We start from the raw sequence: 5,442 nt of genomic DNA on the forward strand, positions 1-5,442 counted from the left end.
AGAAACTGACTGAATAATGGGGACCAACTGCTGATCGCCCATTCTATCAGCAAGGAATGGTGCCCCGAAATAACACAATGAGAACAACCCAATTGAAAAAAGACTGAGCAGAAAAAAAGTCTTTTTGACCAAGTCTCTTTGCTGTTTTTTATTTTTTGTTTCTGCCACTAATTTAGATAAAAAGACCGGAAAACCACTTAACGCAATGGTCATGCCGATCCCGTAAATCGGATAAACTTGTTGATAAACATAAAAGCCGGTATTGCCTACCATATTTTGAAAAGGCACCCGGTAAACAGCGCTCAAAACCTTCGCAATCAACGCTGCTAGAGAAAGAAGCACGGCTCCATTCATCGTTTTTTTCATTTGTTGATTGCTCACATAACAGTCCTCGCCTTCCAAAGAATAAAGTGTCTTATCCATCTATTTATTATACTTAGTTGGTTGCTTTCTCTTTACGATAAGTTGCAATCACTTTAGCAAATTTCTGCAAATAGTCCAGCCACTGGTAAGTAGGTGCTGTACCGATTTGTATTGTCACAACAAACCGATCCTTTTTAACCGTCATATTTGCTTTCAACGGCACTTCGCTGAGCGCTCTAAAAATCTCTTCTGCCGGCAGTGAACGAGAACCTGATTCAGAAAAAGTCAACTCTACTTCTTGATCTGTACGCTTGATGGTTTCAATCAACGCTTGTTCACTATATAATTTAATCAAGCCAATCAATAATAAATCAGCTACTTCATCATCGTATTCGCCAAATCGGTCGATCATTTCATCTTGAAGCTGAACATAAGATTCTTCATCCCTTAGTTCACGAATGCGTTTATAAATTTCGATTTTTTGCCGTTCATCTTCAATATAGGTGCCGGGTAAATAAGCATTGATAGCCAAATCGATTTCGACTTGTGTTTTTTCTTCTTTTGTTTCCAGTCCGCGTTTCCGTGCGACGGCTTCACTCAGCATTTCCGAATACAAGTCGAATCCGACTGAATCAATAAACCCATGTTGTTGTGCGCCCAATAAATTACCTGCTCCACGGATAGATAAATCGCGCATGGCAATTTTAAATCCCGAACCTAATTCGGTGAAGTCTTTGATGGCTTGAAGTCGTTTCTCACTGACTTCATTCAGCACTTTATCAGCTTGATACAAGAAATAAGCATACGCTACACGGTTGCTCCGCCCTACACGTCCTCGTAATTGATACAATTGAGATAATCCCATATGGTCAGCATTTTCAACAAACAAAGTGTTTACATTGGGGATGTCTACCCCTGTTTCAATGATCGTAGTGGTCACTAACAGATCGAATTCGCCTTCGACAAATTGAAAAAGTACGTTCTCTAATTGACTTTCAGACATTTGTCCATGAGCATACCCGATCCGGGCTTCTGGTATCAACTGCTGTAATTCATCGACTTTTTTCTCAATCGTCGCTACACGGTTATATAAATAAAAAGCTTGGCCGCCGCGAGCGATTTCTCTTTCGACAGCTTCGCGGATCGCTCCCGGATTTTGTTCCATGACATAGGTTTGCACTGGATAACGGTTAGCCGGCGGAGTCTCGATCACGGATAAATCGCGCACTCCTAACATAGACATATGCAGCGTTCTCGGAATAGGCGTAGCTGTTAAGGTCAATACATCAACTTGAGCTTTTAATTGTTTTAATTTTTCTTTGTGTTTCACTCCAAAACGTTGTTCTTCATCTACTATCAGCAGCCCCAAGTCTTGGAATTCAATATCTTTTGATAAAATCCGGTGCGTGCCGATCACAATATCAACTTGTCCTTTTTTAATGCCGTCAATCGTTTCTGTTTGTTGTTTTTTTGTTCTAAAGCGACTCAACAACCCGATCTCTACTGGAAAATCAGTAAAGCGCTGCTTCAATGTTTCATAATGCTGTTGCGCCAAAATCGTCGTCGGCACTAAAAAGGCTGCCTGTTTTCCTTCTTGAACCGCTTTGAATATAGCTCGCATGGCTACTTCTGTTTTCCCATAACCTACGTCTCCTACTAATAGTCGGTCCATCGGCTTTTTGCCTTCCATATCGTGTTTGATTTCGGCTGCGCTTCTTAGCTGATCATCGGTTTCTGTATAAGGAAAGGCATTTTCAAATTCTTCTTGGTATTCATTATCCGGTGAATACGAATAGCCGACTTCTTGTTCGCGAGCTGCATAGAGTTCAATTAAGTCATCTGCAATGTCTTCTATTTTACTGGCTACTTTTTTCTTGGTTTTAGCCCATTCTGTTCCGCCTAATTTATTTATTTTAGGGGTCTTGGCTTCTGATGAAACGTACTTTTGCAGCAAGTTTAATTGCGTCACCGGGATAAACAGCTTCGCATCGTCTTTATAAATGATTGACATATAATCTTGGTGAATGCCATTGATCGTTAGGGTTTCCATCCCCGTGTATTTCCCAATTCCGTGATTCACATGGACGACAAAGTCTCCTGGGTTCAACTCGCTGTAGCTTTTCAGCCGCTCTGCATTGGTAAGCGTTTGGCGTCTAGCCACTTTTTTAGTGACTTTATTGAATAATTCATGTTCCGTTAATAAAACCAATTTATCGGTCGGCAGCTCAAACCCATTCTGAATAGACCCTTTTAAAATTTGTACTTTTTCTAATTCAATGTGATCCGGCTTAACGACTTTACTGGAAATCTCAAAATCTTTAAATATTTGATGAACTTTATCAGCCCGTTCTTCATTCGGCACCATCACAATTACCGTATTTTGACGCTTGACCCAGCGATCCATTTCTGTTTTTAATAACGGCATTTGGCCAAAGAACTGCTGCATATTGCGGTATTGGAAAGGATGTATGTGAGAAAAGCGTAAATTTCCCATTCCTTTTTGAAACAAAGAAAAGTACAAGATGTCTTGTTTTAGATTTTTCATTTTACTGCGAAAATCATTTGAAAAAGCTTGGTTTTGTAAGATGCGGCGTTCTGCTAATTTTTCAGTTACCCATTCAGCTTCTTCTTCCGATAGGCGTCGTTCCGTTTCCATGATTCGTGGATATTCATCTAAAATCACGATACTTTTTTTGCTGATGTAGTCTAGTAAGCTTGTTTTTTCAGGATAAATAAAGTCTGTAAACATTGCTAATTCGTCTATCGGCTCGCCTTTATCAAAAGCGTCCATGATCGGTGTTATATAACGTGTAAATGTTTGTCTTTCGCCAGCGTCCAGCAGCAACTCGGCATTGCGTTCTACTGCTTTTGTAAATTGTGGAGCAGCAGCCTGCAATAAATCATGCGTATACAGTGTGTCAATAGCGGGCAAAATAGTTACCGTTGTTATATTTTCAATCGAACGTTGATTATCAGCATCAAAATACCGCAATGAATCTATTTCTGTGTCGAATAAATCAATACGGATAGGGTGTTCTTCCGTTAAGGGATAAATATCAATGATCCCCCCACGAATACTGAACTCTCCTGGGCTCCCCACTAACTGTTGTCGAATATAACCCATATCTACTAACTTATGTGCAACGTGAGTCGGGTCCAACTCTCCGCCTTGCTTAATTTCAAACCGGGCATCTTCCCAAATGGCTTTAGGCGGCAATAATTTTCGGACACCAGCTAATGGTACGATCACTACTCCTGGTTCTCCAGAAAGTAGGAAATCTAAAGCTGCTACTCTATCTGTCCGTGCTTCAGGCGAAGCGATCGCCATTTCTGCATACAGCATTTCTTCGACCGGAAATAAATGCAGCTTTTCTTCAGCAATAAAATCAGAAAAGTCTTCCATCAGTTGTTGAGCATGGAATAAATTATGTGTCACCAAAACAATTGGCCGCTTTTTCTTTTCTAAAATCGTACTGATGATCAATGTTCTAGCTGAACCTGCAAGGCCTGTTATCAATTGTGTCCGCTGTTCACCAATCGTATCTAATAATGCTTTCACATCAGGTGAATCAGCTAGTATTTTTTTAATATCTGCCACTTTCTGGTCTCCTTTATCTTTTTTAGGTTATCCTTTTTTAAAACGGTAAAGAAGCTCAGCGATTCTTACTGGGCTTCCTTTTCAATTATTTTATTTTTTATTGTATTGGTTCATCGTATCTAAAAATGTATGTCCAGCGATCCAATAGTCCAATGCAGCTGCACTGTCTTTGACCGCAAATAGCATATCCTCATGCTGTTCTTTTGGAAAACTGCTTAACACATGGTTAACCACTGTTTGGTTAGGATATGGCCGATCGATGCCGATCCGAATCCGGTTGAAATTCGATGTGCCGATATGCTGGATCAAACTTTTGATCCCATTATGTCCGCCGGCACTCCCTTTTTGACGTAATCTGATTTTCCCAGTCGGTAAATCTAAATCATCGTAAACAACGACTAGATCTTCTATTGCCACATTAAAGTAATCCATTAGCGGCCTGACTGCACGACCAGAATCGTTCATAAACGTTTGCGGTTTAACCAGTAACACTTTTTCAGTTCCGATAAAAGCTTCTGTGTACACAGCTTCAAACTTAGTTTTATTAAACGCTAGATTTTTTTGAACGGCATATTCATCTAAGACAATAAAGCCGATATTGTGTTTTGTATTTGCATATTTTGCTCCGGGATTACCCAAGCCTACTATCATTTTCATTTTTCATTCTCCATTTATTAATCATCTTTTATTATTTTTTGAATTTCTTTTAATTTGCGTCGCTATTTTTTGAATTTGCACGCAAAAAAGCGCTGCACGAAGTTTTTCGTCCAGTAACAATTTTTTATAGTATACCATATTTTCACTAGAAATTGGAAGAAACTCTCTCTCAATATCAACAGCTCACTTATGAAAAAAGTTTTGAGGATGGCTAAAGCGGACTCCGTAAATGACATTGTTTTTATTTTCACTTTCATTTTTTTAATGGTATACTTTAATTGTATGATAACGTTTATTAAGGGGGACAATCGATTATGGTCAACAATGAAATAAAAGATCATCAAAAAGTCATTGTAGTTGGAGATGGAGCAGTTGGTTCCAGTTATGCTTTTGCTTTAGTGACACAAAATATTGCTCAAGAACTTGGGATTATCGACATCGATACAGCAAAAACAGAAGGCGATGCTATGGACCTGTCACATGCACTAGCTTTTACTTCTCCTAAGAAGATTTATGCTGCTACCTATAGTGACTGTCACGACGCTGATATTGTCGTCATTACGGCTGGAGCTGCCCAAAAACCCGGAGAAACACGTTTAGATTTAGTACAAAAAAACTTAAAAATATTCAAAAGCATTATAGAACAAATTATGGCTAGTGGATTTGACGGAATTTTTCTAGTAGCAACAAATCCAGTAGATATCTTAACGTATGCTACTTGGAAGTTCTCAGGATTGCCGCAGCACCGGATTATTGGTTCAGGTACTTCACTAGACAGTGCGCGTTTTCGTCAAGCCATCGCTAAATTATTAGAAGTAGATGCT

3 protein-coding genes and 1 pseudogene are annotated in these 5,442 nt (G+C 39.3%); 1 reads left to right on the top strand and 3 read right to left on the bottom strand.

The window, feature by feature from the left end:
* From RT405_RS10800 to pth, 3 genes are all read right to left on the bottom strand, one after another.
* Positions 1 to 381 (bottom strand): oligosaccharide flippase family protein (locus tag RT405_RS10800; RefSeq protein WP_313469638.1); only part of this gene is annotated, 381 nt, incomplete at its 3' end.
* A 55-nt stretch (positions 382 to 436) separates the two neighbouring features.
* Positions 437 to 3,961 carry a transcription-repair coupling factor gene (mfd, locus tag RT405_RS10805; protein ID WP_396163729.1) on the bottom strand — a complete coding sequence of 1,175 codons (3,525 nt, stop codon included), beginning with the start codon at positions 3,959 to 3,961 and terminating at the stop codon, positions 437 to 439.
* Positions 3,962 to 4,051: 90 nt separating this feature from the next.
* Positions 4,052 to 4,618 carry an aminoacyl-tRNA hydrolase gene (pth, locus tag RT405_RS10810; protein WP_035030631.1) on the bottom strand — a complete coding sequence of 189 codons (567 nt, stop codon included), beginning with the start codon at positions 4,616 to 4,618 and terminating at the stop codon, positions 4,052 to 4,054.
* Positions 4,619 to 4,932: 314 nt separating this feature from the next.
* Here pth and RT405_RS10815 point away from each other — a divergent pair.
* Positions 4,933 to 5,442 (top strand): annotated as a pseudogene (locus tag RT405_RS10815) (L-lactate dehydrogenase); the annotation flags it as partial.

Origin of the sequence: Carnobacterium sp., from assembly GCF_032094055.1 — a bacterium.
Classification (GTDB): Bacteria; Bacillota; Bacilli; order Lactobacillales; family Carnobacteriaceae; genus Carnobacterium_A.